The organism is Shewanella sp. FeAMO (genome assembly GCF_053653955.1).
The window spans coordinates 1,761,779-1,787,743 of record NZ_CM132201.1; the positions used below are offsets into that span (position 1 = coordinate 1,761,779).

General features: G+C 52.5%; 25 protein-coding genes and 1 other RNA gene. 13 read left to right on the top strand and 13 right to left on the bottom strand.

The features are described 5' to 3' along the window. The first annotated feature begins 85 nt into the window (after positions 1–85). Positions 86–334 carry a DUF3297 family protein gene (locus ACWAU4_RS07965; protein ID WP_025011888.1) on the top strand — a complete coding sequence of 83 codons (249 nt, stop codon included), beginning with the start codon at positions 86–88 and terminating at the stop codon, positions 332–334. Between the two features lie 1,173 nt (positions 335–1,507). Here the strand turns inward: ACWAU4_RS07965 and ssrA are convergent. Further along, positions 1,508–1,862: a transfer-messenger RNA gene (ssrA, locus tag ACWAU4_RS07970) on the bottom strand. A gap of 116 nt (positions 1,863–1,978) precedes the next feature. Continuing rightward, positions 1,979–2,464, bottom strand: coding sequence for an SsrA-binding protein SmpB (smpB, locus tag ACWAU4_RS07975; RefSeq protein WP_025009743.1), 486 nt, complete (start codon positions 2,462–2,464; stop codon positions 1,979–1,981). 207 nt (positions 2,465–2,671) lie between these two features. Between smpB and ACWAU4_RS07980 the strand changes: the two genes are divergently transcribed. Both ACWAU4_RS07980 and ACWAU4_RS07985 read left to right on the top strand, forming a co-directional pair. Continuing rightward, complete coding sequence (locus ACWAU4_RS07980) at positions 2,672–3,109, top strand: SRPBCC family protein (RefSeq protein ID WP_025009744.1); 438 nt, start codon at positions 2,672–2,674, stop codon at positions 3,107–3,109. Then, complete coding sequence (locus ACWAU4_RS07985; protein WP_071237794.1) at positions 3,099–3,434, top strand: RnfH family protein; 336 nt, start codon at positions 3,099–3,101, stop codon at positions 3,432–3,434. The genes ACWAU4_RS07980 and ACWAU4_RS07985 overlap by 11 nt, the downstream gene beginning before the upstream one ends. Before the next feature lie 85 nt (positions 3,435–3,519). Here ACWAU4_RS07985 and ACWAU4_RS07990 read toward each other — a convergent pair whose 3' ends face one another. Further along, positions 3,520–4,017, bottom strand: a complete 498-nt coding sequence (locus ACWAU4_RS07990; protein ID WP_054744896.1) for an outer membrane protein assembly factor BamE — start codon at positions 4,015–4,017, stop codon at positions 3,520–3,522. Positions 4,018–4,536: 519 nt separating this feature from the next. Between ACWAU4_RS07990 and ACWAU4_RS07995 the strand changes: the two genes are divergently transcribed. Continuing rightward, a complete protein-coding gene (locus ACWAU4_RS07995; RefSeq protein WP_044734152.1) occupies positions 4,537–6,306 on the top strand; it encodes a monovalent cation:proton antiporter-2 (CPA2) family protein in 1,770 nt (589 codons plus the stop codon). Between the two features lie 49 nt (positions 6,307–6,355). On the opposite strand, the gene ACWAU4_RS08000 is transcribed toward ACWAU4_RS07995, so the two are convergent. Next, on the bottom strand, positions 6,356–8,782 hold the full coding sequence (locus ACWAU4_RS08000) for a TonB-dependent receptor (RefSeq protein ID WP_208125719.1): 2,427 nt from the start codon (positions 8,780–8,782) through the stop codon (positions 6,356–6,358). Positions 8,783–9,513: 731 nt separating this feature from the next. Here ACWAU4_RS08000 and aceB point away from each other — a divergent pair. The 3 genes from aceB (at position 9,514) to ACWAU4_RS08015 (ending at position 14,203) form a co-directional block, all read left to right on the top strand. Next, positions 9,514–11,124, top strand: a complete 1,611-nt coding sequence (aceB, locus tag ACWAU4_RS08005) for a malate synthase A (RefSeq protein WP_025009747.1) — start codon at positions 9,514–9,516, stop codon at positions 11,122–11,124. A 73-nt stretch (positions 11,125–11,197) separates the two neighbouring features. After that, positions 11,198–12,520, top strand: a complete 1,323-nt coding sequence (gene aceA / locus ACWAU4_RS08010; protein WP_028779181.1) for an isocitrate lyase — start codon at positions 11,198–11,200, stop codon at positions 12,518–12,520. Positions 12,521–12,814: 294 nt separating this feature from the next. Next, the gene (locus ACWAU4_RS08015) at positions 12,815–14,203 is read left to right on the top strand and encodes an HDOD domain-containing protein (RefSeq protein WP_208126148.1); all 1,389 of its coding nucleotides are present in this window, start codon (positions 12,815–12,817) and stop codon (positions 14,201–14,203) included. Here ACWAU4_RS08015 and ACWAU4_RS08020 read toward each other — a convergent pair. The 5 genes from ACWAU4_RS08020 to ACWAU4_RS08040 all read right to left on the bottom strand — a co-directional run bounded on the left by ACWAU4_RS08020 (position 14,183) and on the right by ACWAU4_RS08040 (position 18,461). Further along, positions 14,183–14,728, bottom strand: coding sequence for a nuclear transport factor 2 family protein (locus ACWAU4_RS08020; protein WP_208124446.1), 546 nt, complete (start codon positions 14,726–14,728; stop codon positions 14,183–14,185). The two genes, ACWAU4_RS08015 and ACWAU4_RS08020, sit on opposite strands and share 21 nt — an antisense overlap. A gap of 115 nt (positions 14,729–14,843) precedes the next feature. Continuing rightward, the gene (locus ACWAU4_RS08025) at positions 14,844–15,668 is read right to left on the bottom strand and encodes a M90 family metallopeptidase (RefSeq protein ID WP_208124447.1); all 825 of its coding nucleotides are present in this window, start codon (positions 15,666–15,668) and stop codon (positions 14,844–14,846) included. Between the two features lie 179 nt (positions 15,669–15,847). Further along, entirely contained in the window at positions 15,848–16,252 is a 405-nt protein-coding gene (locus tag ACWAU4_RS08030; protein WP_096141378.1) for a CopG family transcriptional regulator, read from the bottom strand. Then, positions 16,212–16,955: an AAA family ATPase gene (locus ACWAU4_RS08035; protein ID WP_025009750.1), complete on the bottom strand. Its 744-nt coding sequence runs from the start codon at positions 16,953–16,955 to the stop codon at positions 16,212–16,214. The genes ACWAU4_RS08030 and ACWAU4_RS08035 overlap by 41 nt, the downstream gene beginning before the upstream one ends. Positions 16,956–17,510: 555 nt before the next feature. Continuing rightward, positions 17,511–18,461, bottom strand: coding sequence for an IS30 family transposase (locus ACWAU4_RS08040; RefSeq protein WP_115389073.1), 951 nt, complete (start codon positions 18,459–18,461; stop codon positions 17,511–17,513). Positions 18,462–18,717: 256 nt separating this feature from the next. Here ACWAU4_RS08040 and ACWAU4_RS08045 point away from each other — a divergent pair, with 256 nt between their 5' ends. Continuing rightward, complete coding sequence (locus tag ACWAU4_RS08045) at positions 18,718–19,197, top strand: GNAT family N-acetyltransferase (RefSeq protein WP_170946696.1); 480 nt, start codon at positions 18,718–18,720, stop codon at positions 19,195–19,197. Between the two features lie 9 nt (positions 19,198–19,206). On the opposite strand, the gene ACWAU4_RS08050 is transcribed toward ACWAU4_RS08045, so the two are convergent. Beyond that, positions 19,207–19,431: a hypothetical protein gene (locus ACWAU4_RS08050; RefSeq protein WP_144439006.1), complete on the bottom strand. Its 225-nt coding sequence runs from the start codon at positions 19,429–19,431 to the stop codon at positions 19,207–19,209. Between the two features lie 412 nt (positions 19,432–19,843). Between ACWAU4_RS08050 and ACWAU4_RS08055 the strand changes: the two genes are divergently transcribed. The 4 genes from ACWAU4_RS08055 to ACWAU4_RS08070 all read left to right on the top strand — a co-directional run bounded on the left by ACWAU4_RS08055 (position 19,844) and on the right by ACWAU4_RS08070 (position 21,616). Next, on the top strand, positions 19,844–20,059 hold the full coding sequence (locus ACWAU4_RS08055) for a DUF3820 family protein (protein WP_028779188.1): 216 nt from the start codon (positions 19,844–19,846) through the stop codon (positions 20,057–20,059). Positions 20,060–20,152: 93 nt separating this feature from the next. Continuing rightward, complete coding sequence (locus ACWAU4_RS08060; protein ID WP_025009756.1) at positions 20,153–20,452, top strand: hypothetical protein; 300 nt, start codon at positions 20,153–20,155, stop codon at positions 20,450–20,452. A gap of 107 nt (positions 20,453–20,559) precedes the next feature. After that, positions 20,560–21,099: a GNAT family N-acetyltransferase gene (locus ACWAU4_RS08065; protein ID WP_231473479.1), complete on the top strand. Its 540-nt coding sequence runs from the start codon at positions 20,560–20,562 to the stop codon at positions 21,097–21,099. 7 nt (positions 21,100–21,106) lie between these two features. Then, the gene (locus ACWAU4_RS08070) at positions 21,107–21,616 is read left to right on the top strand and encodes a GNAT family N-acetyltransferase (protein WP_109248397.1); all 510 of its coding nucleotides are present in this window, start codon (positions 21,107–21,109) and stop codon (positions 21,614–21,616) included. Between the two features lie 76 nt (positions 21,617–21,692). Here ACWAU4_RS08070 and ACWAU4_RS08075 read toward each other — a convergent pair whose 3' ends face one another. Together ACWAU4_RS08075 and ACWAU4_RS08080 are read right to left on the bottom strand one after the other, a co-directional pair. Continuing rightward, the gene (locus ACWAU4_RS08075) at positions 21,693–22,385 is read right to left on the bottom strand and encodes a pirin family protein (RefSeq protein WP_208125720.1); all 693 of its coding nucleotides are present in this window, start codon (positions 22,383–22,385) and stop codon (positions 21,693–21,695) included. A 124-nt stretch (positions 22,386–22,509) separates the two neighbouring features. Continuing rightward, entirely contained in the window at positions 22,510–22,953 is a 444-nt protein-coding gene (locus tag ACWAU4_RS08080; RefSeq protein ID WP_096141373.1) for a DoxX family protein, read from the bottom strand. Positions 22,954–23,091: 138 nt separating this feature from the next. On the opposite strand from ACWAU4_RS08080, the gene ACWAU4_RS08085 reads away from it, so the two are divergent. Beyond that, a complete protein-coding gene (locus ACWAU4_RS08085) occupies positions 23,092–23,985 on the top strand; it encodes a LysR family transcriptional regulator (protein ID WP_045282556.1) in 894 nt (297 codons plus the stop codon). 135 nt (positions 23,986–24,120) lie between these two features. Here the strand turns inward: ACWAU4_RS08085 and ACWAU4_RS08090 are convergent, their stop codons facing one another. After that, positions 24,121–25,866: a bifunctional metallophosphatase/5'-nucleotidase gene (locus ACWAU4_RS08090; RefSeq protein WP_144190942.1), complete on the bottom strand. Its 1,746-nt coding sequence runs from the start codon at positions 25,864–25,866 to the stop codon at positions 24,121–24,123. Between the last annotated feature and the right edge of the window lie 99 nt (positions 25,867–25,965).

Here is a 25,965-nt window from a genome sequence, read left to right on the forward strand (position 1 = left end):
TGTGGATAAAGCCATTCGCCGCTATTGAGCCAGATTGGGGGATTGCCTACAATATCGCGAGTTTTATTTACCCAAGATGAAGATTATGACCGATACCAAAGTACCACCCGCTCTGCCGGATCGCCTTTCTATCAACCCACGCAGCCCACACCATGTGGCCGAAGTGTTTGAGTTCGATGTGGGTATTCGCATCAATGGCAAAGAGCGCAATGACGTGGAAGAATACTGCATCAGCGAAGGCTGGATTAAAGTCGCCTCTCACAAAGCGCTCGACCGCCGCGGCCAGCCTCTGCTGATGACCATCAAAGGCACAGTCGAAGCTTTTTATAAGTAAGCTTATCTGCCAATTAACCCCTGAGGGCTATCCGTAAGGATGGCCCTTTTTTGTTACTTGGAAATTGAACTGCCAACGTCACTGACCATAGGGAGGATTACCGCAGCCCAAAAACGTGGCAGGGAAGTGAAGATGAAAACGTGCTCAAGCTGTTATCTGAACTCATGAGAACTGTAGCAGAGCTGGCAACTATCTGTGCCAGTCATATCCACAGCACCAGCCCAGCACCGAATGATACTGGAGACTTCTCCGGCAAGGCGAGTGCAGCAGAAGCACAAAAGGCCTAGCTCGACCCATCACCAAATAACCTCATTGCAGCATAGTAACTACTGTTTATCCTTGATGCCGGTTCAGTTTCCAAAAGGGGAACTGAACCGCCGTCAGGCCTACGTGATGCAGGGTATTTGTAAAATAAATTGAATTAACCACTTGAAATAAAAGGCGCAGCCCCAATGTACAAAAAGCAACCAACGAGGAGTGAACATGGAAAAATTAACGGCTGTATTCAAACTGAATGAGGAAACAATTACGGGAACGTTCACCCGTTTACCAATTGTAGGGGAGAGCATTCTATACAAAGGCTAGCCACACCAAATTAATGGCGTGATGCATGAAGTCGAAACGGGCGCTGCATACATAGACATTGGGCAGGGCTTCCCCAGTGTGGAGACCGGTTCCTCCGCCGAGGCGCTCGTTAACGCAATTTACACCCGCAGACGGGATTAAGTGACGCCAAGCCCACACCAGCCCGGCTTAACGCTGGGCTTTCCTCACCCTCCTGCGCGGTTTGCACCTCAAATTTTTTCAGTTTTGAATTTGTTCAGTTTATGGCGCCACAAAGCGCAGACACTGGGCCGGGGAAAGGATCGAAGATCTGAAAAGATCGCGGTTAATTTCACTGTTTTACAGTCCCACTAGGTTGGATTGACCATGGATGCAGGCGTAAAAGCCGCAGCAGCACGGGGTTTTGCGTGGATTCCGTGAGGGTATGAGAGAAAGCCAGAAAACGGCGGCCATACTAAAGCAGTTGATCAATAAGATATTAAGAGGATCCAGAACTGAAAAGAAGGGAAGTGGCAGCACCCCGCAATTTCTCTGCTGCCACTTTGCTACCATTTTTACTAAATCGGCAAAGAAAAAGGGTTAGCATTTCTGCTAACCCTTTGTTTTATTTGGTGGAGGCGGCGGGACTTGAACCCGCGTCCGAAAAACCTACGCTCAAGGCGCTACATGCTTAGTCTCTCTTTTGTTTAACCGGTTGAACTCCGAAAGACAGGATTCCAAACGGTGAGCCTGGTACTGTTTCGCGGTTCACCCCCAGACAAGGTTCCCTCGCTAGCACTATGTAAGGTGACCATCAAATCCACTGCCCATGTGCGAGACCTGTGGTAGATGGCTAGCGGCCTTAGGCTGCTAGAGCGTAGTTATCGTCGTTTGCAACTATAACTGTGCGGCTTTTTACGAGGCCAACCGCCCCTCGGCATGCTCCCGGAGTTTCGCGAATCCCGTCGAATCCAGAATCGCCCCCGTGATGTTTTGATTGTAACCCCTTTACCGCCGGCTTACCAAGGCTTTAATTGACAAAGGACAATCACTTGCTGGTTATCCGCACAATTTACGTGCGAAATAACGGCAAGATATCAGTTACTTGCTTTTCATGACCCGGGCTTTCTCGATAGCCCAGTCACGTTGTTTAATATCATCGCGCTTATCGTGGGCTTTCTTACCTTTACCCAAGCCTATCTCAACCTTGACCCAGGCACCTTTGCGCCAGTACATGGAGATAGGCACTATGGCGTAACCCTGTCTTTCAACCAAGCCGGCCAGACGGTCCAGTTCACGGCGATTGAGCAGCAGTTTACGCATGCGGGTCGGGTCGCAGACCACATGAGTCGATGCCGCGCTGAGTGGGGTGATATTACAGTTGTGCAGGAAAGCTTCACCATTTTTCAGCATGACAAAGCTTTCCGACAGATTCACCTTGCCGGCGCGGATGGATTTGACCTCCCATCCCATCAGGGACAGACCGGCCTCGAATTTTTCATCGAAGCGATATTCAAAGGTCGCACGCTTGTTCCGGGCAATGGTTGCCGGAGCGTTTGCGGATTTTTTTGCATTCTTCTTAGCCATAGGCTGGCTATTATACGCAGCAGCCACCAATTTGGAATTGGCCTGGAAGAATATTTTGAGTTGTGGGCAGTAGCTTAGGGTTTTGTTGCTGGCTTTTTGAGCGCTTATGGTGGCCGCTCCCATTGCGATGGAACAAAGGATGCGTTTTTCGGCCGGCGTGCTAAAATCCGGGTCTGTTTTTGATCAGCCAAGAGTATCAACCAACGGATGCCACAGATTTCCCGCAGTGTTCTGGTGCGTTACAGTGCGATGCAGATGTACCAGCTAGTCAATGATGTCGAGTCTTATAAAGAGTTTCTTCCCGGTTGCGTTGGCGGTAAGGTGCTGGAGTTTGATGGCAAAACCATGCTGGCATCGGTGGATATCAGTAAGGCCGGGATCAGCAAAACCTTTACCACCCGTAATCAGGTGGTGGAAGGCAAGAGTATCGAGCTGCAACTGGAGAATGGTCCTTTCAAGCATTTGACCGGCCATTGGTATTTTACCGAATTGGCCGAGGACGCCTGTAAGGTGGAGTTTGAGTTGAATTTTGAGTTCTCCAGCTCCTTGGTTGGTATGGCATTCGGCAAGGTGTTCAAAGAGTTGGTTACCTCTATGGTGACGGCTTTTACTCAACGGGCGAAGGAAGTATACAGTGGCAAGTGAACAGGAAAAATTCAGTGTCGATGTCATTTATGCATTACCGACACAACAGAAGGTGATCAGTGTTTCCGTGACACCGGGTACCAGTTTTATTGAGGCTGTGCGTCAGAGTAACATCCAGGCCTTTTTCCCAGAGATTGATTTGGAAAAGGTGAAACTCGGGACTTTCAGTCGCCAGGTCAAACACGATGAAGAAGTTGAGCCCGGGCAGAGAATCGAAATCTATCGCCCCTTGATTGCCGACCCCAAAGAGGTGCGCCGCAAGCGCGCCGAAAAAGCGGCCGAGGAAGGGCGGATCAATAAAGTGACCGGCGCCAAAATCAGCTGAGTGACTTGAGTAAAAGCAAGACATTAAAAAAGCGCCTGTTGGCGCTTTTTTAATGTCTTTGTCTGTGCAAGCTTGGAATTCGGAATTACTTACCGTCCTGCTCGTGCTTATTCATTTTGGCGGGATCTTGCTCTTCAACCAGAGGCTTTTCATCACCGCGTTGCTGCGGGATCTGCGGCGTCAGCTCTGGGCTGTTGGCCATTGGCAGGCTACTTTGCTCCAGCGGGGTATTGAATTCATTACTCAGTTCATAATCCCCTGTGACTTTGGCCAATTGATCACCGGTAAAATGCAGGATCAGTTCCTTATGGGTAATACTGGCATCACGACCACTCTTGTAATGGTAAACATAGTACCAGGTATCATCCTTGAAGCTGTCACGCAGCACAGGACGCCCAAGCACAAATTCCACCTGTTCCTTGGTCATGTCGATGCGCAGCTTTTCCACCTGCTGAGGCTCCATATAGTTGCCCTGTGGAATATCAGGCTTGTACACCAGCCAGTCAAAGACACTGCAGGCACTGAGTGAGAGGGTGAGCGCACTGACGCTCAGCAGGGTAAGACTTTGCTTTTTAATTGACATTGAATGTGCTACTTCATGAAAAACTGTCGGCCATAATACCCAAGCCCAGCCCGTGCTGACAAGGGCTATTGACTCGGCGCTTGAGGCTTCGACAACATAAAAGTGACTTGGTTCGTCTCTCTGTTGCCAAATTGTTGTCTTGGCTCAAATTAACACCCGGCAAATAGAATAAGTTAACGGGGGCGGCGGCTGATTCTTTCTGGTTTAGCCAAACGCACCATTGACAGACTGACAAGAAATTTGAAATCGCTTTACCGGCTTGCAATAAGCCTGCTGCAGCATTGAAAACCATTTGTATTTAAAAGACTTATTTTTATATTTGCTCAAAATTTCGGTTATCAAGGTCTATAAAGCTGGCTATACTGAAACTCCCGTGATAGGCCTGAGCAAAATCTGGTTTGGGCCGTTTCGATTATCCATGCATTTTTAGGGCTGAACTTGGTCTTAGTGGCAAAGTGCATCCCGGAATATAAGAGTGACAAACAACAGCCCTCTATCGCCATTTGTTAAGGAGTCTTGATGGAACAGGCCGGCATCTTTACCTCAGTGCTCATGTTTCTGCTCGCTGCCGTGGTTTTGGTCCCACTGGGCAAACGCTTTGGTATTGGCCCCATTCTTTCTTACCTCGCCGCCGGCGTCTTGCTTGGGCCGGGTGGTATTGCCGTGGTGTCTGAGCCTGCCGCCGTGCTTCATTTTGCCGAACTTGGGGTGATCCTCATGCTGTTTGTGATGGGGCTGGAGTTAACCCCGGGCAAACTCTGGGAGCTTCGCAGTGCCATATTTGGCCTCGGTAGTGGTCAGTTGCTGCTGTCCTGGGCTGCGGTCAGCGCCTTGGCATTCGGTGTCGGACTTTCCATCGAAGCGGCGGTGATTATCGGCGCGGCGCTGTCATTGTCTTCTACCGCATTTGCGGTGCAGCTGATGAATGAACAGCGGCTGCTTACCACTCCAGTGGGGCGTGATGCCTTTGGGGTATTGTTGATGCAGGACTTGGCGGTGATCCCCATGATGCTGCTGATTGCTTACCTGTCGCCGAGTGGCGCCGATCCGGCTCATCATGCCGTGCCCTGGTATTGGACCTGTGTGGCTCTCTTGGGCTTTTTGCTGGTAGGTAAGTACCTGCTTCCCAAGGTATTGCAGCTGGTGGCGGCCAGTGGTGTCCGTGAAGTGCTGACGGCATTTTCGCTGTTACTCGTGATGGGCAGTGCGGCGCTGATGGCCTGGCTCGGGCTGTCGGCTGGTATGGGGGCATTTTTGGCCGGTATCATGTTGGCCAACTCTGGGTACCGTCATCAGCTTGAAACCGATATAGAACCCTTCAAGGGTTTACTGCTGGGGCTGTTCTTTATGGCCGTGGGCATGACCATGGATCTAGGATTGCTGCTGAAGGAGCCTTTGGCGTTGCTGGGGATCCTCTTTGGCATGTTGGCGGTCAAGACTTTGGTGCTGATGTTGCTTGGAAAGCTTAGGCACCATACCTGGCGCAGTGCCATGGTGCTGGGTTTGATCCTGGCAGAAGGCGGTGAATTTGCTTTTGTCCTGCTTTCCCAGGCGCAGCTGTCGGGGATTTTGTCTGAAAAAATCAGCCAGATGTTAGTGTTGGCTATAGGTTTGTCGATGGCGATAACCCCTTATCTGCTTAAGTTGTTCAAGCAACTCGGTAAACCGGCCGAAACCAGCCGTCTGCCGGATGTGATAGAAGCGGCTGACAGTGAAGTGGTGATCGCCGGTTTTGGTCGCATGGGGCAGATAACCGGCCGTATTTTGGCATCCTCCGGGATCCCGTTTGTGGCGCTGGATAAAGACGCCCGCCACGTGGATGTGGTGCGCCAGTTTGGTGGTGAGGTGTACTTTGGTGATGCCAAGCGGCTCGATATGCTGTTTTCGGCCGGTTTGCCCAAGGCGCGGGTGATCCTGGTGGCGGTTAATAATGTGGAAGACTCACTGCAGATAGTGACTCAGGTGAAGACTCACTTCCCCCATGTGGCCGTAGTTGCCAGGGCCCGTGACCGTAACCATGCCTATCGTTTGATGAGCCTGGGGGTGACTTCGGTATTTCGGGAAACCTTTGGCTCGGCGCTCAGTGCCAGTGAGAGTGTGCTGCATACGCTGGGTCTGAGTCAGGTACAGGCCAATGAGCGAGTGAAGATATTTGCCGAGCATGACAAGGCGCAGGTTGAGGCCGGGGCCAAACATAAGGACGATCTCAAGGCGCTTATTCGTTTGTCCAACAAGGGCAGGGCGGAGCTGGAGTCATTGATGCGGGCGGATAAAGACAAGGGCCTATAAGGGGTCTGCCCTGAGACAAAAAGCGCGCCGATTGGCGCGCTTTTGTGGTTTAGAAGCGGTAGCTGACACTCAACTTGGCGTTGCGTTCGGCCCCCGGCATGCCGCCAAGGAACATCGCCTTGTCGTAGTAGCGGGTGTTGAACAGGTTATTGAGGTTCAGCTGCACACTCCAGTCATCGGTCTTGTAGGCAATGGCCGAGTCCCAAACTGTGTAGGCGGGCACTTTGCCATCCGGGATCCCGAAGGAATCCGAGTTGGTGCTGCGCTCGTCGACATAACGAACTCCAAAGCTGACGGACAAGGGTTGCGGCAGCGCCTGCCACTGATGGCTGTAAGTGACCCAGGCACTGGCACTGACCTGAGGAACCCCTTTCTGGCGGCTGTTGTAGCTGCTGGAGTTGGGGTCATTCTTGTTGCGTGCATCCTGATACAGACCATTGAGGTTTATCAACCATTCTTCATTGAGGTGAGCGTTGAGATCCAGCTCGGCACCAGTGGTCTTGTCCTTGCCATCGTAAAAGAACTCGGGCACTGAGATGTTGTAGTCAGGAGCACCTTCTTTGTCATTGTATTCCGGGTTACCGTAGCGCAGGTTAGTGCGCTCGCTCTGGAACAGGACCAAGGAGCCGAGCAGCTGATCGTCAAAGCCCTTGAAGCGCATACCGAGATCATAGCTCAGGGATTCAGAATCCTTCCTGTCCGCCGCGCCGCCGCTCTCAGCACCCGTTACGGCACCGAGCACGCTGTAGGCCGTGCGTCCTTTGGCATGATTGACGAAGAAGGACAGATTATCCGTCGGCATATAAGTTAACCCCAGGTTGTAGGTAATGCCGTGATCTTTGGTGTCTTGCTCCGGGGTCGGATCTTTTTTAGGGGTGCCCAGATGACTGTACTTCTGCTCAATCTCATTGAACGCTACACCCACCCTGGCAGTAAAGGTTTCACTCAGGTAACCCACATACTGCATGCCCAGACCCCAGGCGCGGACTTGTTTGTTGTAGTTGTCCTTGAGATCCGGGTTGTAGTCCTCAAAGGCTTTGTCACCCCAGTTGGGATTGCGGATATCCAGAATATAAGGCAGTTCACCGCCGCCATCTTTGTCGTACAGTGCCCAGCTCTTGTAGGCGATATCTCTGTCTTCCAGATTGGCATTCAGCAACAGCTCACTGTCTATGCCTGCCAGGCTGAAGTTGTAGCGCATATCGGCAAAGTACTGCCAGGATTTCTCGTGGGCATCTACCTTGCGGTATTCCTGTCTTCTGGCGGCATAAGGATACAGGACATCATCAATCACCAGTGGCGCACGGGGATCGGCATTGATCACGTCTACGGATTTGACCTTGCGTTTCCAGTAAACATAGTTATATGCGCCAGTCTGGCGGATGAACCCGGACTGGTAGTCTCTATACTGTAACTGCTGATTGAGCTGCAGATTGTCACTGAGGGCGATGTTGTGGTTCAGCTTGAAGCGCCACTCTTCGCCTTCATTGGGCCTGCTGATGGGAGAGGCCAGGCTGGTATCGCCTATGTCGAAGGGTTCGATTCCATCGCTCGCCACCAGGGAGTCGGCCAGTTGTTGCCGCTGCGCCTCAGTCAGTTGAATGCCGGCGCCATTGGGGTCGTTAACCAAATCTTGCCAGCTGATTTGTGCGCCGCTCAGGCCACCGGTAGAGGCAGCGTTGTAGATACGTATCGGGTGGCCTACAGAGTCTACTTGCACAGAGTCTTTAATCCAAGCGGCCGACAGCACCAGATCTTGAGAGTTTGAAGGCAGAATTTTCAACGAGGTATAGACTTCATCTCTGTCGCTGCCGATATCACGATAGCCATCGCTACGGGCATGTTTGGCCACCAGGCGATAGGCCAGGGTGTCGCTCAAGCCTCCGGTTGAGTCGAGCCCCAGGCTGTAACTGTTCCAGGAGCCCACTTCGGCGCTGACTTCTGTGCTGTCCTGAAATTGAGGTTTCTTTTCAATAAGGTTGATGATCCCGCCGGCGCTGCCCATACCATAGAGCCCGGTCGCCGGGCCTTTGAGCACCTCAACCGCTTCCACATTGGTCATGGAGCGAGTGGGATTAAAAGTGTTGCCGAGTCCTGCGCCGCCGTACATGCCGTCATAAGTGTAGTTGGCGTCCAGGCCACGGATCACCAGGTTATCACCTATGCCGTAGTTGTTGCCGGCTTGGGTAACACCACTGATGTTACGCACCAGATCCTGCAGAGAGTCGGCCCCCTGGGCGGCAAACAGCTCTTTATCTATCACCACCAAAGCCGCCGGGGTTTCCATCAGCGACATATCTGATTTTGTCGCCAGCCCTGAATTCATTACCACCTTGTTTTGTTTGCCATAAACGGTAATGCGTTCCACATCCTGTGATACCTGTTGTGACTGAGTCGCTTCGTTTGCCTGTGCGGCCTGTGCCATGGTCAGCGACAGGCAAGCCGTCACCGCCAGAGATATTGCGGATTGCTGCATTTGAGATCATCCCCCTCTAAAGTAGGGTGCGAATGATAATGGTTTTTATTTGTCTTGCAACAAAAGTTTCAAACTGTGTCAACCGAATGGATATTTTTTGACTAAGTCACTTGGATCCTGTTTCGGGAGCAAAATAGGCAAGTTTTTGAAAAAAATTTAAAAAAAATCGTTTTTTTATTGCTGCTGACCAAAGAGTCGGCCTGTGTTGATCACTATACGCAAGTCGTGAAAAACGGATCTCGATCACATTTAATTATAACCTTTACGTAAAGGTTAGAATTAAACGCTCGTTTAATATCCATCACGGTTGCATTATTGTTAACTATTTGTTTTTGTTGGTTATTTGAAGTTGACCCTGACGAGAGTTCGAAACGGATATTCGCGGATTAGACCTAAGTTTTAATGATATTTTGTGGAAATTAATTTTTCCTTCTTGTTATTTAATTACGTAATAAATTACTTTGTCGTTTGTGTGGTCAAGTTGTCTGACATTTTTCTGTAACCTGCAGCATGAGTCTTTATGGTTTAATATTTTTTATTCTAAAAACAATAAATTGTGCTTTGGCTTTTGGCTTGGTCATACCAATTTTGAGTCAAGTTAAAGCCTATGTTTTGACGTTTTTTTAGACATGTCGACTGTTGCAAATACAAATGTTTATCGATAGGTTTTAGTACGAAACGAACATTTGCAGGGTTTGGCAGCCTTATCTGCCATCCAGGGAGACAGCAGCATGATAGCAGAGACAGTCGCACAGCAAGGGCTCAGTATTAAGGGGGCCGAAATACCACAGCAGCAGAGCCTTTTTACTGAAGGTGCGCTCAACTTCCTCGAGGCTCTGTGTCGGGAGTTTGCTCCGGAAGTGACCAGCTTGCTGGAAAAGCGTGAGCAACGTCAGCAGCGGATAGACGGCGGCGAGTTGCCGGACTTTTTACCGCAAACCCGGGCCATTCGAGATGGTGATTGGCAAATTCGCGGTATACCGGCGGATCTTAAAGATAGACGGGTCGAGATCACCGGGCCTGTGGATCGCAAGATGATCATCAATGCGCTCAACGCCAATGTTAAAGTCTTTATGGCCGACTTCGAAGATTCGCTGGCACCCAGCTGGCAGAAGGTGGTCGAGGGCCAAATTAACCTGCGTGACGCCGTCCGCGGTGAAATTGATTTCACCGCGCCGGAAACCGGCAAACACTATCAATTGCAGGCCAACCCCGCGGTATTGATTGCCAGGGTGCGGGGGCTGCACCTGCCGGAGGCGCATGTAGAATTCAACGGTAAGCCCATTCCCGGCTGCTTATTCGACTTTGCTTTGTACTTCTACCATAACTATCGCCAACTGCTAGCCAAGGGTAGCGGACCTTACTTCTATATTCCCAAGCTCGAGAGCCATCTTGAGGCGCGCTGGTGGGCCAAGGTGTTTGCTTTCGCCGAAGAGCGTTTCTGCCTGCAGAGCGGCACCATCAAGTGCACCTGTCTGATTGAAACTCTGCCGGCCGTGTTTGAGATGGAGGAGATCCTCTATGAGCTGCGCTCCAACATAGTGGCGCTCAATTGTGGCCGCTGGGATTACATTTTCAGCTATATCAAAACCTTGAAGAAGCATCCCGATCGTATTTTGCCGGACCGCCAGCAAGTGACCATGGATAAGCCGTTTCTCAGCGCCTATTCACGCCTGTTGATCAAGACCTGCCACAAGCGCGGCGCTCTGGCGATGGGCGGCATGGCGGCCTTTATTCCCGCCAAGGATCCGCAAACCAATGCCCAGGTGCTGGAGCGGGTTCGCAAGGACAAAGAGCTTGAGGCCCGAAACGGCCATGACGGTACCTGGGTGGCGCACCCTGGCTTGGCCGATACCGCCATGGGGATTTTCAACGAATATATAGGTGAAGAGCACGCCAACCAGCTGCATATCACCCGCGACGTGGATGCCCCCATCCTGGCGGCCGAGCTGCTCAAACCCTGTGATGGTGAGCGCACCGAAGAGGGGATGCGACTCAATATCCGTATTGCACTGCAGTACATAGAAGCCTGGATTGGCGGCAATGGTTGTGTGCCCATCTATGGCTTGATGGAAGACGCAGCCACAGCGGAAATCAGCCGCGCCTCTATCTGGCAATGGATCCAGCACGGGCAAAAGCTTTCCAACGGCAAGCCGGTGACCAAGGCGCTGTTCAGCGCCATGTTGAAAGAAGAGTTGGCCAATGTGCGTGAAGAGCTCGGCAGCGAGCGTTTCGATAACGGCCAATTCAAGCAGGCGGCAAGCTTATTGGAAGAGATCACCACAGCCGATGAGCTGGTGACCTTCCTGACCTTGCCGGGCTACGAGCTGCTTACCCGATAACCCCATAACCATTAACGGCTGCTGCCCGCGGGGGCTGGGTGGCTGCCAAATTACCCTACGAAGGAGAGTCAAAATGACCAAGGCAACACAGAATTCACGTCAGGCGCAGATAGAAGCTTTGAAAAAGGATTGGGCTGAAAATCCACGTTGGCAGGGCGTTCGTCGTCCATTTACCGCAGAAGAAGTTGTGGCATTGCGCGGTTCAGTGGTTCCTGAAAACACTATCGCCAAGCGCGGCGCAGCCAAGTTGTGGGAACTGGTTAACGGCGGCGCGAAGAAGGGCTATGTTAACTCTCTCGGCGCTTTGACCGGCGGTCAGGCCGTGCAGCAGGCCAAGGCCGGTATCGAGGCCATCTACCTTTCAGGCTGGCAGGTGGCGGCCGATGCCAACCTGGCGGGCACCATGTATCCGGATCAGTCACTCTATCCGGCCAACTCTGTGCCTGCCGTGGTGGGACGGATCAATAACTCTTTCCGCCGCGCCGATCAGATCCAGTGGAATCAGGGCAAAAACCCGGAAGATGAGGGTTATGTCGATTACTTCCTGCCGATTGTGGCCGATGCTGAAGCCGGATTCGGTGGCGTGCTGAACGCTTATGAGTTGATGAAGTCCATGATAGATGCCGGCGCCGCCGGGGTGCACTTCGAAGATCAACTGGCCTCGGTGAAAAAGTGTGGTCACATGGGCGGCAAGGTTTTGGTGCCGACTCAGGAAGCGGTACAGAAGCTGGTGGCGGCCCGTCTGGCAGCCGACGTATCCGGAGTGGATACTCTGGTGATTGCCCGTACCGATGCCAACGCCGCTGATCTGTTGACCTCAGACTGCGACCCCTATGATCGCGACTTCATCACCGGAGAGCGTACCCAGGAAGGTTTCTACCGGGTGAAGGCAGGTTTGGATCAAGCCATTTCCCGCGGGCTTGCCTACGCACCTTATGCCGACCTTATCTGGTGTGAAACCGCCAAGCCGGATCTGGAAGAGGCGCGCCGCTTTGCCGAAGCCATCCATGCCCAGTATCCGGATCAACTGTTGGCCTACAACTGTTCACCTTCGTTCAACTGGAAGAAGAACCTGGATGACGCCACCATTGCCAAGTTCCAGCAGGAGCTTGCCAACATGGGCTACAAGTACCAGTTCATCACTTTGGCCGGTATTCACAACATGTGGTACAACATGTTCGATCTCGCCTACGACTATGCCCGCGGCGAAGGCATGAAGCACTATGTTGAGAAGGTTCAGGAAGCCGAATTCGCTGCCGCGCAGAAGGGATACACTTTTGTGGCGCATCAGCAGGAAGTGGGTACAGGTTACTTTGATCAGGTGACCAATGTTATCCAGGGCGGCCAGTCCTCTGTCACGGCTCTGAGTGGTTCGACCGAAGAAGAGCAGTTTTAATCCCCTGTGTTGGCGTCCTCGGGCGCCACTTCCCCGGAAATGAACCTACGCCATTTTCGGGGGGTAATTTGTGACTTCCCAGTCATTTGAGCCTTGTTGCTTGTGTTTTGGCGACTCATTGAGTCGCCTTTTTTTGTTGTAATTGTGTTATTTCTTTGAAGTTTGTGCTTTATTCATAACAAGAGTTCCATTCTCAAGCCCACCGCTGGGCCAATATCTGAAAGAGTTGAGTCGTATTTGAAATCAGCCAACAAGGGGGTGGATTACTGGACCCGCAGGATCAGTGATCAGGAAATGCCCGCACTTTGCTCAACAATAAGGACATTGGAAAAACTCGCCAAGGACGATGTCTCCTCCATGGCGATTCTGGGGCGCAGCATAATGCACGACAATGCGCTCACTTCCCGTATTTTGCGGGTGGCCAACAGCGCCATCTATAACAAGGGGATAAGCCCTGTTACAACGGTCAGCCGCGCTGCCGTGGTACTGGGGTTCGACACCATCCGCAATATCTGCATTACCGCCAAACTCCTCTCCAGTTTGCTGGAAAGCAAAAATCTGGCGCCCTCGGTTTATCAAAGGTTGCTTAAGCTGATGGCTCAGGCGTTTCAGGCCGCCATGTTGGCCAAGATGATGCTCGATGGCTACGATGAGGAGTTGCAGGAAGAGGCGTTTATTGCCGCGCTGCTCTATCACTTGGGTGAGAGTGCCTTTTGGAGCACGGGAGCCGAACTGGCCGAGGTGCTGGATTCTGCCCTCAGCGCCGAGAGTGATGCCGTAAACAGGCTCAATCTGGTGCGTGAGGCGCTCGGGGCTTCATTCAATCAGCTCAGCCAGGGGCTGGCCCGCAGTTGGGGCCTGGGTGAACTCTTGTGCAAGTCGCTCAGCAATCCCGATGAACGCACGCCGGAAATTCGCAGTATTTTTCTGGCCAATAAACTCAGCGAAGCGCTGGCCGGCGCCGCACTCAAACCCGAGGAGCTGGAGCGGCGCCTTAAACAAGCCGCCGATATGCTGCAGTTGGATACAGATGAGTTTCGTGGCCGGGTCCTTCACTGCTCCAACGCTACCGTCAAGTTAGCCGAAGCCTATGGCGCCAAGGTGCTTATCGAGTATCTGCCGGACACAGATCAGTTGCTGCCTCAGGAGAGGGTAGCTGAGGTTGTAGTGCGCGAGGCAAATCTTGCGTTCCAGCTGAAAAAACTCAGAGAGCTGACCGGCTTTGCCGTCGAGAAGACTGATTTCAATAAGGTAGTGACCACGGCATTGGAGGGAATACTCGAGGGTATTGGTCTCGACCGCTGCGCCGTGCTCTTGCTGTCACCGAGCAGGCGCATGTTGCAGCCGAGAATCGCGCTTGGGGACGGCGCCGAGGAGATGAAAAACGACTTTATTCTCGAGCTGGAAGGCCGCGGCACTTTGCTGAGGGATTGTATTGAAAATCAGAAACTGGCCTGGCAGGGCGAGGGGGCCGACAAAGCCGTGCTCGGTGAACAACTGGCGAGAAAAGTCCCCGCCAGTGGTTTTATGCTGGCACCGCTGAAAGTGGACAATAAGGTAATTGGCGTCTATTACGCCGACAAGGCCAGTTCGGGCCGGGATATTCATCCTGAAGATTTTGACAGTTTTGGCCACTTCGTGCAGTTGGCCAACATCTGTTTCTCAGTTGCCTTCAGGCACTGATTTCTGCTTTTTGCGATACAGCTTTATCTGATCGGTAATTCTGGGTGCCAGGGCGTTGGGAATGGGGAAACTCAGGCTGTATTGCAGTATTTGCCAGCCTTGTTCGGTTTTGACAAGCGTGCCTGTGCCCCGTCCAAGCCCATAGGACTGGCTGTCCAGCAGTTCATCGAACACTATCACATCGCCGTGCTGTACCAGGCGGCGCGAGGAACTTTGGTAAGTCCAGCCCTTGGTGGCACGAGCATACTGCTCAAATTCAACCATATTCCAGTATTCACTGGCATCTGTACCGATAAACCCCGCATCGGGGCTGAAGAGGCTAAAGTAGCTGTCCCAGTCGGCATTGGCAGCACTTTGGTGCAGCTTATCCAATACCGAAGCGGCCTGAGTTTGGCTATCATCGAGCTGGCCGCTTTGCTCCTGGCCGTTTTGATTGCCGGCTTCCGGGCTATTTGCCAAGGCTGAATGGCCGTAAATCGATAGCAGCAGCGCTGTAGTCAGCAACAGAGGCTTAAGGTGCAACATAATGTTTCCTCTTATAAATTTTTATTGTCGGCCCAGCTTAACCCAATTGGGCACAAGATGTGAGCCAAATGGGTTTTCTGTTTGCAGGTATGCCGTTATCCAGTTGAAAGCTGGCCTAGTGCCAACTCAGGGGATCGAGACGATAGAAACGGCTCAGTTCCTGGTAGAGTGCCGGATAATCGGCTCTCATCTGCTGCGGCTGTTCGAAGAACACCTCGCTTATTACGGCAAAGAACTCGGCCGGATTGGTGGCGCCGTAGTAACTGAATAGGCTGGGCTCACCACTGGCGGCCTGAGCCTGCAGTTTGGCAAACTCTCGGCCAAGCACCTGCGACCACACAGGGTAGGCGTTGAACTCGCCGAGTCTGGGAGCGCCATTGGCATCGCCTGCTTCCTGATCCAGTTGATGGGCGAATTCATGGATCACGACATTCCGGCCGTCTGCCGGATCGGCGGCGTCATCCAGGGTATTTTGCCAGGAAAGGACGACCTTTCCCTGACCCCAGGATTCTCCCGCCAATAACCTTTGGCTGTGCCATTCCAGGCCATTGGCATCCCGCTGCTGCTGGCGAACAATAAAGGCCGATGGGTACACCAGAATTTGTCTCAGGTTAGGGTAATAGTCGGTTTGGCGATTGAGTAACAAGAGACAGGCCTGCGCGGCTATGGTCAGGCGGATGTCATCATCTACCTCCAACCCGTCGCAACCGACAAACTGCTTTTCCGCCAGAAACACCTGGATGTGTTTCTTGAGCTGCAGTTGCAGGTCACTGGGCAGGGAACGGAAATAGGGCATACGTTTTTTCAGAATAGTGCGCCATTCCTTGGGGAAAGGCTTGGCGCGTATCTTGTCTCTGCGTCTGCGATCCCGCCAGGATTGGCTGAGGATCCAACCTATGGCGCTGGCGCCGGCGGCAAGGGTGATCAGAATGGCCAGCATGATCCGGCTCCATGGCTAAAGAGTCTAATCAGATCTGTGGGGGCTCAGTGGGAATAACTCAAGCTCGGCGCATGAAAAACAAGCAAAAAAAAGCTGACAGCAAAGAGGTTGAAACCTGTTATCGGCTGTCAGCAAAGGGTGGGAGTGTCAAACAGTCCACACATTTCAAGGGAAAGGAATCAGTCCGGCATAAACTTCTGCTCCAACTCGCGGCGCTCTTGCGGTGTCAGGCTGTGATGATGCTTGATAAGCAAACGTATCAGGCGTGACTTGGCAATATCACAGTCGCTGGCCATTTCGGCCAGGTGACTGATGGCCGCTTCACTCAGGGTGAAAGTTGCCTTGCGAAAAGGTTCGTGGCGGCGTTTGGGTATCAGCTTTTGCTGAGTGGCTTCCTGATTGGCGGACGCTGTATTGGAATACCGCTGCTCAACCGGCATAGTTGCCGCCGATTGCTGTGTTTGCCCCATGGCGTAATAGATGGCACCATCGATAAACTCATCCAGGGATTGCATGGCTAACATACGCTTACGGGCATCGACTTCAGATGGCGTAACGTTTTTCTTCAGATCGGCCAGTCCCATACTGAGTCCTCATGCTGTTGAGTTGGTTGGTCATCAGGCGGCTGCGGATCTCAGTGGCATTCTGTGCCTGCAGCATTTCGCAGGCGATGGCACGGATCTCGGCGGCGGCCTTGCCCTTGGGCTCGAATTCAATTACCGAGCGGCCGGACTCTTCGCTGTCATCATAGATGTTGCGGCTGTAGGTAATGGCGTCCAGCACATTGATATCATAGGTTTTGCAGACTTCCTTGGCCTCGAGAATACGGCTGGCCTGATTGGGCAGGTTAGGGCACTGGGTGATGACAAAAGAGGCGCGCATCTTGGGGTTTATCATCATGCAGGTAGCGACAATGTCGTCCATATGGCTGACGGTTTTAAGATCGCGGCGTTTGGGCCTGAGGGGCATGAGTACATGGGAGGCCACTGACATGGTGGCACGCAGCGCCAGGTTGTCCTGGCCGCCGCAATCGACTATCACATAATCGTAGTGTTGCTCCAGGCTCAGCAGATCGTTGCGGATTTTGCCATAGAGTTGAACACAGTTGATCCCGGCTAGTTTGCTGTCGTTGTTGCGGGCCTGGATCCAATCAGAGGTGGTTCGCTGAGGGTCGCAATCCACCATGATCACCGATGCGCCACATTCCACCGTGAGAAAAACGGCAATGTTTTGTGCCAGGCAGCTCTTGCCGCTGCCCCCCTTTTCACCGCCAACGAGTATGATCATTGTCTTGCCCTCTGAAAGCCTGTTATTAAGTTATTTGCTCTTTCCCTGATGGCTTACAACTTTCCTTGGTTCGGGAGTGTTCCCAACCTGATGTTTGCCGTATCGCTGCTTTTCTGCACTCCGAAATGTTGTCGCTGACGGAGGTGAACAGTGAACGGTAAAACAAATGTAAAAGCTAAATTGTTCTTGGTCAACTTGATGATTTTTATTGGTTTTTATTGTTTTTGTTGCGTCATGTTTTTGGCGTTGTCCCTTGGGTTGCCGTAATAATGGCAGTGTTGCCGGTGAGGGGAGGTGACGTAGGAAATTATCAATAAAATTATGATGTTAAAAAAATGTTTCCGCGTCATTTATTTGTTAAGTCTGCTCTGCCACAGGGTAGGTTTCAGCAGAGCTTCTTTTATGACGCAGCAGATACCGTTTGTAGGAATTAAAAATATTTTTATTAGACCTAAAAAGTATAAATAAATGTGATCTTTGTCGATTGGTCCATTAATCAGACTCTTGGTGTGCCTTTAAGCGCGAATTCAACTCCGAAGTGCACCACTCGCTAAATTAGGCTGCCTTGCGTAATTCATTGAATACCGCAATAGGTTGCCTGAAGCCGAGGCACTTTCTCGGTCTGGCATTTAATGCCCGTTCAATCTCACTAATTTGCTTATCTGTTACCGTCCGCAAATCGGTGCCTTTCCGTATGTATTGCCGCAGCAAACCGTTGAAGTTTTCATTCAGTCCGCGTTCCCAGGACGAATAAGGGTTAGCGAAGTAGACATCCGTTTTAAGCTTTTCTGCGACCTGTTCGTGGTCACAGAACTCGCTGCCGTTGTCCGCAGTGATAGTTCGAACATAACCTCGATATTTCCACAGCATACCAACCATGGCCCGGGCCACATCGGCTGCGCTTTTCGCTGGCACTTTGCGTATCAGGTACAGCTTACTTTTTCGCTCAACCAGGCTAACAATCGCGCCCGTACCTTGCTTGCCCAGAACCGTGTCAGCTTCCCAGTCTCCGAACCGCTTTTTCTTGTTCACGATAGCGGGACGATGCTCTATGCCTACGCGATTCGGGATAATCACACGCTTCGCACGGTTACCTTTACGGTATCTTCGGTGACTCTGGCGTAGCTGTTTGTACAACTTGCCGCCGCATAATTTATCACGCTGGACATAGCCATAAATCCACTCGTGACTGACGTTATATCCGATGATTTTACCGACACCGGCTATTTGTTCCGGACTCCACTTCTCATTGAGACCGAACTCAACAAAGGTGATGGTCAGTCCAGATATTCTAGACTTCGCGGACTGACAACGGCGTTTTAGTGCCTTCGCCTGAGCGACTTCCGGCAAGTAATGGTTATCCCGAATTCGATTGCGATTTACTTCCCGGCTGATTGTGCTGTGACTGACTTTCAGACGTTTTCCTATCTCCCGATAACTGAAACCCTCGCGTAAATAGGCCTCAATCTGGTATCGTTGTCCCTCGATCAACTGCTTGTAATTCATGGTAACTACTCATGTTTGTTTGGCGACTACAGAGTATCACCAACAGGCAGTTGATCTCTCCTCACCGTTTAACCATGAGTGGTGCACTTATTATCTGAATTCGGGAGTCGTTTGGGGTGCCGGCTTTTTTCAGCTCTATCTTGTCACCCAGGTTGTTGCAACTGTCATCTGCTTGCCACAGTACTCTGCCATGTTGGCGTATTGGCTGGGGATACCCTGGCGTTCCGACCATCAGTATTTATGCAAGGAGGCATTTATGGGCCATGTACTCAACCAGACCAGTCGCTTTGAAGTGATGGAGTATTGTCTGGCAACCCACGAACTCTTGTTGCTCCGGGACAGGGCAGGACTGCCGGTGCATGGACTGGATGACAGTTGTTTGCCTGCCAAGCCGCTGCTGTCCTTATGTATCAGGGAAAGGTCCGGTGGGGAAAATCTGCAGGAGGGACAACTGGTGGCCTTGGCTTTGGTGCGCAGCGGCTCAGCAGCTGAACCCAGTCAGGAACAGGAGCACTATCTGTTGCAGGACTTTCTGGTGTTGCCCGAATTTCGCCATCTTGGACTCGGCAGCTTTTTGTTGGAGACGGTTATTGAGCGATTATCGCTTCTAGGAGCGCCTAAGCGGCAACTGATGCTGGAGGTGCTTCCGGGAGACGAAGTCCTGGCGCAGCGCCTGGGGTTCAAGCCAGGCGGCCACAGTGTGCCGGGAAATCTTTGGCTGAGAAGCGTAGGTTGAATTAAAAGCCTAAATCAGCTGCAGCTCACCCGAGTGCGGTAATCGAGTTATCAAGTCGGCGCCCATGAGTTGTGATGGCGTATAACTGCCGCCATCATGATTATGCTGCAGCAGATAATCCACAACCGCCAGCGAACCAAAAACCGTCAGACTATAACCATTGGCAGTTTTTATCCTCGCTGTGCGCCGCTCCCCTTGCGCATTACTGACTTCACCCCAGACAAAGGTCGGCAACTTTGCCCTTGCTGCTCCATCGGGCCCTGTCACCGTCTTGCCTATATGTGCCTTGAGCAGTTTCTGCAGCCAGAGAGATGAACTCTTGGAAGGTCAAAAGGTTATAGTCGCAGGGAAGATGCAAGGTTTGGCCATAGGCGTCCTGGGTATTACCCGGCAGCGCCGTCGCCCGGCTGGCATCCGGGGTGTAGATGAGGCTGCGCTTAGCCTTGTCATTCAGTAGCCCAATACGTTCATAGAAGCGGATCCGCGGGGAGCCAGGCCGGTTTTCTGTGCCAGTTCACCAATTTTCATCTTTGTTCGTCCAAAATTGATTAATCCTGCTTTTATGAACCGCGCAGATTGGCCTGCTTTCCACTCAAGTTTACTTTTCCGGAGTATACTGGCAAATTTAGCCTGAAACGGAGAGAAGATGCAGCCGGAACAGCAGTTGTTGGAAGCCATCAATCAGACCATGCCCTTTGGCAAGTACGCCGGACGCAAGTTATTGGAGCTTCCCGAGCCTTATCTGGTGTGGTTTCACTCCAAGGGGTTCCCCGAGGGCAAACTTGGGCAGCAATTGGCGCTTATCTATGAGGTGAAGCTCAATGGACTTGAGTCTATGCTGCGGCCCTTACTACGTCCGTGAAGCTGTCAAAAGTGTGAACCCTATTAGCGATTTATGAAATAACACATGTTTTAATGGCGCAGTATTTCCAACGACAACAGGAAGCAACAGACAATGGCAAAATTGGCAAAGATCTTGGCGACCGCGGCTTTGGCTCTGGGTATATCTTCAGCCTGGGCGCAAGGTGCGGTACATGAAGGCACAGTGGTCGACACCATGAACAGTGGCGGTTATACCTATGTGCAGATTAAAGAAGCCGATAAGACATTCTGGGCGGCAGGCCCTCAGGTAGCGGTGGCCAAGGGTGATAAGGTGCAGGTTACCGAGCAGATGTGGATGACCAACTTCACCAGCAAGACCCTCAACCGGACTTTTGACAAGCTGATGTTTGTTGGTGAAATCGATAAGAAGTGATTTCATCCACTCTCTGTTAAAGTCGCGACTCTGTTCGCGGCTTTTTTATTTGCGCTTAAGGGCTTTGCCTGAGCACAAATGTCGGGCAAAATGCCTGCAATTCAACTGTGTTGGTACCAATTCTCATGTTGCGGGTAGAGGTTTACTCTCATTCTCGTCACAGGCACTTGGGGGAGCAGATAGCCAATCTCTACCACAGTGCCGTTACTGCCATAGATGATGCCCGCTATAGCGCGGCTCAGCGTCTGGCTTGGTCGGCGGCGCCGCGCTCGGGGCGATACTGGCAGCTAAGGCTCAAACGGGCTCAGGCCTGGGTGATGCTCAAGGGCAGCGAGCAAAGTCCTCAATGTGTCGGCTTTGTGTTGCTGGAGACCACCTTCCGTGAGCGAGGTTACATCGCCTGCCTTTATGTGGCGCCCGATAGCCAGCGTCAGGGTGTTGCCTCATCCTTGCTTGAAGCCGCAAAGAAGTGGGCACTCACCCAAGGCTATCATCACCTGACAACAGATGCTTCGGCACTGTCCAAACCTGTGTTTGAACGGGCCGGGTTTCGTTTGCATCACAAAAGCTACCAGGAAAAATCCGGCCAAATGTTCGGCAGCTACTTTATGAAGCTGATACTGCCGCCTTTGGAGCACAAGAGCTAAGCCGCCTATGATTTCACAAACGCCCATTCAAGCCGAGCACGGCTTTATTGTTCGCCAAGGTCGCCCCGAGGACAGCGCGGCCATCGCCGAGCTGTTTCATCTGGTGGTAAACGCCAGCACAGAGCATTACAGCCAGGCGCAATGCCAGGCCTGGTCACCTGCACAGCGCAGCGAAGATGAGTGGCGGAATCGTTTGCAGGGGACGGCGCTCTGGGTTGCCGAAGATGGTCGCAATTTGCTCGGATTTATTAACCTAAAGCCTTTGAATGCGCCGGGTGAAGCCGAGATAGACTGCCTTTTTACTCACCCCAATGCCCAGCGCCGGGGGATTGCCGCCGAGCTCTACCGGCAGCTATTGAGATACGCCGTCGATTCCGAGGTGCAGTGTTTGAGGGTAGAGGCTTCTTTCTATGCCAAAGCGTTTTTCGGCAAGCAGGGCTTTACAACCTTGAAGCGCAATCAGCATCAACGCCACGGGGAAGTGCTGACCAATTTCAGTATGCTGCTGCAGTTATAACCCAAGCCGCCCTGGAAAATCACCCAAATGAAGTTCCAAGGGCGGCCTATGGACAAACGCCAAGAAATGCTGCTTGTTATGGCAAATCAAACACCAGGGCGACGGCACTCTTGTTGCCGGCCTTGATGGCAAACTCCTCAAGTTCGTTGATGTGAATGCCATCGCCACTTTGCAGGGTTTCACCTGCCAATTGCAGCTCTCCTTCCACCACTTGAGCATAAAAGTTGCGTCCCTTTGCCAGCTTGAAGCTCGTCTGCTCGGCAGCGGTCAGCTCCAGGCGGTAGACGCTGGCGTCCTGTTTGATGGACAGGGTGCCATCGCGGCCATCGGGAGTGACGACCGGGGTCAGGGCCGAACTCTGGGCAAAGGCTTTTTGCTGATAACCCGGGGTGCCACCCAGGCTGCTAGGTTGGATCCAGATCTGCAGGAAATGCAGTGGTTCAGTTGCCGAGGCATTGTACTCACTGTGATAGATCCCCGTGCCGGCAGACATAAGTTGGAACTCACCGGCCGGCAGGGTTTTCACGTGACCAAAGCTGTCTTTATGGGCTATGGTGCCGGAAATCACATAGCTGATGATCTCCATATCCTTGTGGCCGTGGGTATCAAAGCCGGCGCTTGGCGCGACTCTGTCATCATTGATGACCCTCAGGGCAGAGACCCCCATAAATCTTGGATCATAATAGTTGCCGAATGAAAAACTGTGTTGGCTCTTGAGCCAGCCGAAGTCGGCCCGGCCGCGTTCGTCGGCATGACGTACATAAATCATAATTCAGTTCTCCTGCTGGGAAGGTGCAGACAAGTCTTTTGTGTGCTCTTCACGGACTTACAGGCCAGGATGCAAGGCCTGTAAGCAGTGAATGGCTTAAAGCAAGATGTGTGCTTTGCAAGAATTAATGTGTCTTGCGGGCAATCATGCTGTCGATGGACATTTTACCGGCGCCGGAAATCGCCAGGGATACAGTGGCGGCCAGCAATGCCAGACCAAACTCGTAACCGTTGTTGGACATAAACAAGCCGTTGTCCAGGTGCACTGTGACTATCGCCATCAACATGGTGAATGCCAACACCGCGGAAGTGGGGCGAATCAACAGACCTATGATAAGCAGCAGACCACCGAAAAATTCACTGGAGCCGGCCATCAGTGCCATCAAATATCCGGGAGTCAGGCCGATAGAGGCCATCCATTGTCCTGTGCCCTCCAGGCCGTAACCGCCGAACCAGCCAAAGAGCTTCTGGGCGCCGTGAGCCATAAAAGTGATACCTATAGGCAGGCGCAGCGCCAGAGGAGCGAAACCGGCATCGGTGCGGAGCAGTTTAATAATCAGGTCTTTCATAATGGTGTCCTCAATGAATTTGAATAGGGTGGATAGGCTTTCCTGTCCAGTTGCTGTGCAGTTTATCCTTGACCTTTGTGGCTGAAAATCGGAACATTTTGATATTGAATTTCAAAAAAATTGAACATAGGTTTTATCATGCACTCTGTCATTAGCCTGGATGCGCTTAAAGTATTGGATGCTATAGATAAAAAAGGTAGTTTTTCGGCAGCGGCCGAGGCGCTTTTCAAGGTGCCATCTGCCTTGACCTATCAGGTTCAAAAGCTGGAGAGCGAGCTGGGAAGCAGATTATTTGAACGTAAGGGCACTCGGGCTCAACTTACCGAAGTGGGGCGTTTGGTGTTGGCCCAGGGGCGGGAGATCCTGGCGGCCACCGCCCGGCTTGAGGATGCCGTGAGGCAATTGGAAACCGGCTGGGAGGCGCAACTGACACTGGCGCTGGATACCGTCTTGCCACAGGCGCCGCTGCTTTCATTAATTAAAGAATTCACCGAGCTGGGTAAACAGCTCACCGTCAGCGTGACCCATGAGGCCCTTGGCGGCGGCTGGGATGCGCTTTATTCCAACCGCGCCGATATCGCCATAGGCGTCACGGGTGAATTGCCAAGAGGTCAGTATGAACTGCAAAAGCTTGGTGAGCTGGAGTTTGTGTTTGTTGTGGCGCCTGAGCATCCCTTGGCGCAATTTGACACAGAGATAGCCTCTGAAGCCTTGTTGCAATTTCCATCCATCATAGTGGCCGATACCTCGCGCTCCTTGAGTCAGCGCTCCAGTGGGGTGTTTGACAGTCGCCAGCTTATCCGGGTGTCGTCGATGGAAGCCAAGATCACCGCACAGAAGATGGGAATAGGGGTGGGCTTTTTGCCGCTGCATTTGATCCGGGAGGCATTGGCCAAAGGTGAGTTGGTGCAGCGCGAAGTGGCCTTGCCCAGGCCTTCTCTGCCCATCTACATGGCCTGGCGAAAAGGGGAGATGGGAAAGGCGCTTGGCTGGTTTGCCGAGCGCCTGCAAGGCAGTGACTTTGGCTTATAAAGCAGTTTATAACGTGGTTTATGAAGCAGTCTATAAAATGGCTTATAACCTGGGTTTAGCATGCAGGCTGATGACCTTGAATGGTGCTTTGTCAAAAAAAGGGACGAGGCATAACCGCTCTGAATGGCGGCCGGTCTATTCGCCGGCGGCCTCGGCCCTGTGGCTGGTATAGTGCACATGGGGCAATAGCAACTCATCCAGTTTGGGGGCCTTTTTCAGGAAGTTGATGAAGGCGCCCGGCAATGTCAGCGACGGCATGGATTCCTGCCAGCGGGCTTGCAGCAGGGGTTCATAGCCCTCTTTCCCGGCTGTGGTGTAACAGGTGGACACCCCAATATAGTGCCGCTCCGGCGCCAGTGCTTGCCACTGCCCATTGGCCCGCAGCAGCTCCAGCCGCAATAGCCTTTCTCCCTGCTCTTTGCGGCCATCATAGAAATATCTCAGCCCATAGGTATAGGGGAAACTGCCGGCGCCGGTGCCACGCACGCCGTTGTTGGTGGCGGCGTTGATGGCCGACTCCAGCGCCTGGTAGAGGTGTTCACCGGCAATTTCATATTTAACCAGCGGCAATTCAAACGGCAACAGGCGCCCGAGCACGTCGGCTTTGGTCAACTGCCCCTGGGGTACAGATTGACGCACGCCGCCGGCGTTATGCAGCGCAAAGTCCACTCTTTGGTCTTTGGCTCTGGACTCCAGAAACATGCTGCGGCTGACCCAGGGGGCAATTTCACTGCCGTGGGGCAGGGTGCGGCTTGGCAGACGGGTATGTACCAGGGCCTTGGGTACCAGAGCCAGCACCTGATTTTCCATGCTGCTGATCGCCGGGCGGAACTCGTTGGCAATCACTTGCTCCATGGCTTCATCGTAATCATCCCAGTGGATCCCTGGGTGTTGTTCCAATATCGCCTTGGCGGCTTGATAGTCGGCTTCGGTGGCAGCCTGTGGGCCGCTCAGCAGAAACTGACTGTCCAGCATAAAGATGTTACTGCCTTCGAGCCGGGTCACTCGGCCTGCATCATCGAACTGAATGTCGGCGAGCCCCAGGGTTTCGGCATGTTTGCCGGCATGGAGGATAGGCACGCCGTTGACACTTTCACCATAGGGCAGGCATGGCAGGCCAAAACCGCGGAAATCACCCATCAGGGTATGGGTGTGACCGCCGACTATCAGGCTGATCCCGGGGATGGTTTCGGCCAGTAATCTGTCTTGCTCCAACCCTAAGTGACTCAGCACTATGATGTGCACTATGCCTTTGGCCCTGAGGGCTTCAACAGTCTTCCTGGTAGTGGCAAAGGCATCGGCAAACTCGGTATCGGGATCCGGCCTGGCGATGGCTTTCATTTGATCCAGAGTAATACCGACTATGGCCAGTTGCTTGTCGTGGAAAGGCTTTATCAGGCTGCGGCCGATACCTGAGGCGGTATCCAGATCATAGAGGTTGGCCAGCCCTCGAAGACGCCCGGGCTTATCTTCAGCTTCGCCGCTGAGATCCATATTGGCCGCCAGCACAGGGAAGCCGACCTCTTTGATAAAGCCGGCCAGCAGAGCGTTGCCATCGTCAATATCATGGTTGCCTATGACCATGGCATCGGGTGCCAACATCTTCAGCAGTTTGGCGTTGGCCCGGCCTTTGAACTGGCTGTAATACAAGGTGCCCTGGAAACAATCGCCGCCGTGGAGCAGGATAAAAGGCTGGTTTTGTGCTTGGGCAGCGTCTCTTGCGGCCTTGACCTGAGCCGAGATCCGCGCGTAGCCACCACTGTGGCTGTGAAGATCAAACTCGCGTCCCTGAGAGTCAATCTTGAACTGAACCCGGCAGGGATCCAAGTGTGAGTGGGTATCGTTGAGATGGGCAAGTCTTAAAACATAATCTGTGTGCATATCATCCTCATTCTGCGAGCGGGGATTGTACACCTCCAGAGGCCGATGAAAAAGGGGGAGCTCAAGCTCCCCCAAAATGATGACTGTATTGATGGGTGG

What these genes read in the sequence shown, in the direction of transcription:
- ACWAU4_RS08015 (WP_208126148.1), top strand. Translation starts at nt 12,815, where the DNA reads ATGCCCGCACTTTGCTCAACAATAAGGACATTGGAAAAACTCGCCAAG.
- ACWAU4_RS08075 (WP_208125720.1), bottom strand. Translation starts at nt 22,385, where the DNA reads ATGATTTATGTACGTCATGCCGACGAACGCGGCCGGGCCGACTTCGGC.
- ACWAU4_RS08020 (WP_208124446.1), bottom strand. Translation starts at nt 14,728, where the DNA reads ATGTTGCACCTTAAGCCTCTGTTGCTGACTACAGCGCTGCTGCTATCG.
- ACWAU4_RS08025 (WP_208124447.1), bottom strand. Translation starts at nt 15,668, where the DNA reads ATGCTGGCCATTCTGATCACCCTTGCCGCCGGCGCCAGCGCCATAGGT.
- ACWAU4_RS07995 (WP_044734152.1), top strand. Translation starts at nt 4,537, where the DNA reads ATGGAACAGGCCGGCATCTTTACCTCAGTGCTCATGTTTCTGCTCGCT.
- ACWAU4_RS08030 (WP_096141378.1), bottom strand. Translation starts at nt 16,252, where the DNA reads ATGGGACTGGCCGATCTGAAGAAAAACGTTACGCCATCTGAAGTCGAT.
- ACWAU4_RS08070 (WP_109248397.1), top strand. Translation starts at nt 21,107, where the DNA reads ATGATTTCACAAACGCCCATTCAAGCCGAGCACGGCTTTATTGTTCGC.
- ACWAU4_RS07965 (WP_025011888.1), top strand. Translation starts at nt 86, where the DNA reads ATGACCGATACCAAAGTACCACCCGCTCTGCCGGATCGCCTTTCTATC.
- ACWAU4_RS08055 (WP_028779188.1), top strand. Translation starts at nt 19,844, where the DNA reads ATGCAGCCGGAACAGCAGTTGTTGGAAGCCATCAATCAGACCATGCCC.
- ACWAU4_RS08080 (WP_096141373.1), bottom strand. Translation starts at nt 22,953, where the DNA reads ATGAAAGACCTGATTATTAAACTGCTCCGCACCGATGCCGGTTTCGCT.
- ACWAU4_RS07990 (WP_054744896.1), bottom strand. Translation starts at nt 4,017, where the DNA reads ATGTCAATTAAAAAGCAAAGTCTTACCCTGCTGAGCGTCAGTGCGCTC.
- ACWAU4_RS08040 (WP_115389073.1), bottom strand. Translation starts at nt 18,461, where the DNA reads ATGAATTACAAGCAGTTGATCGAGGGACAACGATACCAGATTGAGGCC.
- ACWAU4_RS07980 (WP_025009744.1), top strand. Translation starts at nt 2,672, where the DNA reads ATGCCACAGATTTCCCGCAGTGTTCTGGTGCGTTACAGTGCGATGCAG.
- aceA (WP_028779181.1), top strand. Translation starts at nt 11,198, where the DNA reads ATGACCAAGGCAACACAGAATTCACGTCAGGCGCAGATAGAAGCTTTG.
- ACWAU4_RS08060 (WP_025009756.1), top strand. Translation starts at nt 20,153, where the DNA reads ATGGCAAAATTGGCAAAGATCTTGGCGACCGCGGCTTTGGCTCTGGGT.
- ACWAU4_RS08035 (WP_025009750.1), bottom strand. Translation starts at nt 16,955, where the DNA reads ATGATCATACTCGTTGGCGGTGAAAAGGGGGGCAGCGGCAAGAGCTGC.
- aceB (WP_025009747.1), top strand. Translation starts at nt 9,514, where the DNA reads ATGATAGCAGAGACAGTCGCACAGCAAGGGCTCAGTATTAAGGGGGCC.
- ACWAU4_RS08085 (WP_045282556.1), top strand. Translation starts at nt 23,092, where the DNA reads ATGCACTCTGTCATTAGCCTGGATGCGCTTAAAGTATTGGATGCTATA.
- smpB (WP_025009743.1), bottom strand. Translation starts at nt 2,464, where the DNA reads ATGGCTAAGAAGAATGCAAAAAAATCCGCAAACGCTCCGGCAACCATT.
- ACWAU4_RS08045 (WP_170946696.1), top strand. Translation starts at nt 18,718, where the DNA reads ATGGGCCATGTACTCAACCAGACCAGTCGCTTTGAAGTGATGGAGTAT.
- ACWAU4_RS08000 (WP_208125719.1), bottom strand. Translation starts at nt 8,782, where the DNA reads ATGCAGCAATCCGCAATATCTCTGGCGGTGACGGCTTGCCTGTCGCTG.
- ACWAU4_RS08090 (WP_144190942.1), bottom strand. Translation starts at nt 25,866, where the DNA reads ATGCACACAGATTATGTTTTAAGACTTGCCCATCTCAACGATACCCAC.